Below are 2,684 nucleotides of genomic sequence, written 5' to 3'. Positions count from 1 at the left end.
GCCATTGGTGCTTGTTTCTGAACCCTGGTAACGGCAAGTCATGGGCCGCTAGTTCGGAATGAGAGCTTTGTGCAAGCGTTAGGGGAACGGTTACGGTGACCGTTCCCCAAACGGAACGGCTGAGGCTGACGTGACCGAAGTGAGCGGAACAGCGGTCGTCATGACGGTGGTCCTCGCCAACCCGAGCCCTCCGCGGCCCGGGTGTGGTGCTTGCCTTGCTTGATCTTCTTGTTGTAGGCCGCGATCGCGGCGTGCGGCGCCGGGCTGGTCAGGGCCGAGCAGTGACCGGCCCCGGCACCGATGGCGGTTGCGGCGTCACCGGGCACCCCCACGGCTGTCCCCGGAGTTGATCCATGAGGGCCTCGGCCCGGCCCCGGCGGTCCTCCTCCGGGCCGGCCTCTTGGCCCGCGCGGCCGGCCAGGCCCCCGCCGCATTCCGCGACACGCGGGGCTGACGGGCGGTCAGGTGGCCGGCTGCCAGGGCGCGAGGGCGGTGTCGACCGCGTCCGCCACCATGTCCTTGTCGAGACGGGTACCGAGCATGAACCGCTGGAAGAGCAGCGGGCCGAGAATCCGGGAGACCAGGGCCTGTGGGTGTTCTTCGGCGCCGGGACGCAGTTCGCCACGTGCGACGGCGGCGGCGAGCACGCCGCCCAGGTCCTCGTCGGCGCGGCCGAACATCTCCTCGCGCAGGCGCCGTACGCCCTCGTCCCGCTCGGCCCGTTCGATGACGGTGGCGATGACCGACGCGGAGACCGGCTGATTGAGCCAGTCGGCCTGCCGCTGCAGAACCCTCACCAGCTCATCACGGACCGGGCCGTCTTCCACGGTGAGCAGAGGACGGGCACCGGCCGCGAGCGCGTCAAGGAGAAGGGACTGCAGGTCGGGCCAGTGGCGGTAGACGGTGGCCCGACCCACCCCGGCCCGCTCGGCGACAGCGGCATGGGTGACCTTCTCCGGCCCGCCCTCGACGAGAAGGTCGGTGGCGGCGGCCAGGGCGGCGGCGCGGCTGCGCAGGGCGCGAGGGTCATCGCTGGTCCGGGACATGGTGGCACCTCTTTCGGAAACCGATCTGTGAGACAGGTTGACTCGCAACTCTTCTTCGATACATACTGTCTCACAGATGGGGCGCCAGCCCCACCCGGACACGAACAGCCGAAGCCCAAGGAGGCACCAATGTCCAAGACCGAGAACGCGATCGCCCTGCGCTTCGCCGACCGGGCCCCCGCCTACCAGGCCCTCAGCGAACTCAAGCACCTCACCTCCGCCACCGCCGAGATCCGCGGCGCCGTCCTGATCGAGCGCCTGGAGGACGGCACCGTCCGCGTCCCCGAGGGCATGGAGACCGAGGCCGGCCGCAACACCGCGGTCGGCGGGTTGGTCGGCTCCCTGGTCGGCATCCTCGGCGGCCCCCTCGGCGTACTGATGGGCTGGGGCATCGGCGCGGTGATCGGCGGCGGCTACGACTACAAGCGGGCCACCGAAACCACGGAAGCCGTCGGCGCCTTCACGCCGTACGTCCCGCCGGCCGGCACCGTCATCCTCGCCGAGGTCAGGGAAGCCGACCCCGAGGCCCTGGACCTGCTGGCCGTGCGCTACGACGCCATCCTCGAGCGGCGCACGCTCGACAGCGTACGGACGGAGCTGAAGGCCATGGAGGAGGCCGCCGACGGGATCCGGAAGGAGGAGGCGAAGGCCAAGCGCGCCGCCAAGCGCGCCGAGGCCGAGAAGAAGGTCAAGGAAGGCGTGGCGGCCCTGAAGCCCAAGCGCTCGGCTTGACCGCCGCGAGCGCGGGCGGGCACCTGCGCCTCAGTTGGCCAAAGGCACATTTCCCCTCGCCACGGCACTGACCTTACGGACGGCCGTGGCGAGGGTCCCGGAGCGGACGTGCCCGGCTGGAGCCCCGCCGAGTACGGACAGCGCATGCGCATGTCCCTCGAAGAACGACTGCTTCCCCCGCAGGAACGGGAGATCCGGTGCGCACCGCCCGGCCCGAACGGACAACCGGGAAGCGAACAGACAGCACTTCACGCGCTGCCCGACAGGCACTCATCATCGAGCCGTACCGCTGCGCACCACATCGCGCCGGCCCCGTCCCGGGTGCGTCCCGCCGCGCTCCAACTCGTCCGGGCGAACCGACGACCGGCCGCACCACCGGCTGCCGGCGGCGCACCCCGCCCCGGCACGTGAAACACCCCCGGTGAGAACCCTGGCCCGCGGCCCTGCTCCCGCCGGTCGATTCCCGGGGCCGGCCCACACCCCACCCCGCGTTCCGCCTCGCGTTCGCGATCCCCGCGGCTCTGGCGCTCCTACCCCTGGTGACCGCTCGCGCTCTCGCCCACGGGGTGCACCACTCCTGAGGGTGCGGAGAGCCGGCGTGCGGTGCCAGCACCGCGGCAGGCGGCCTTCGCCCCGTCGCCACGCTCCCCCGGCCCCAAGGGGGGTGGGAGGTGCCCCCATGCACGCTCGCCCAGCCTTCGGCCGGGGGGTGCAGGTGCCCCCTTCGCCGCAACTGGCCGAAAACCCAAGGACACCCGGTGCTAGCCGGCGTCCCGGGGAAGGGACTCGATGGCCGCCTCGATGAGGCGCAGGGCGACCGCCGCGGCCTGTTCGAGGTCGGACTCCTCGGTGCCCGTGAAGAGCTCGATGATGATGGCGGTCGCCGCGACGGCCACCATCCGGGGG

Annotated in this window: 2 protein-coding genes; one reads left to right on the top strand and one right to left on the bottom strand. The window is 71.7% G+C overall.

The genetic code is table 11. The features are described 5' to 3' along the window. Positions 1-461: 461 nt before the first annotated feature. Positions 462-1,046: a TetR/AcrR family transcriptional regulator gene (locus ACWDAG_RS47680; RefSeq protein ID WP_450701857.1), complete on the bottom strand. Its 585-nt coding sequence runs from the start codon at positions 1,044-1,046 to the stop codon at positions 462-464. Between the two features lie 129 nt (positions 1,047-1,175). Between ACWDAG_RS47680 and ACWDAG_RS47675 the strand changes: the two genes are divergently transcribed. Beyond that, the gene (locus ACWDAG_RS47675; protein ID WP_450701856.1) at positions 1,176-1,778 is read left to right on the top strand and encodes a hypothetical protein; all 603 of its coding nucleotides are present in this window, start codon (positions 1,176-1,178) and stop codon (positions 1,776-1,778) included. The last annotated feature ends 906 nt before the right edge of the window (positions 1,779-2,684 follow it).

It is taken from the genome of Streptomyces sp. NPDC001157 (assembly GCF_053598255.1).
Note: the sequence above shows the minus strand (reverse complement) of the source record. Positions and strands in the feature narration are given on the sequence as shown.

Excerpts from the sequence above, each read along its gene's own strand:
- ACWDAG_RS47675 (WP_450701856.1), top strand. The coding sequence starts at position 1,176 with ATGTCCAAGACCGAGAACGCGATCGCCCTGCGCTTCGCCGACCGGGCC.
- ACWDAG_RS47680 (WP_450701857.1), bottom strand. The coding sequence starts at position 1,046 with ATGTCCCGGACCAGCGATGACCCTCGCGCCCTGCGCAGCCGCGCCGCC.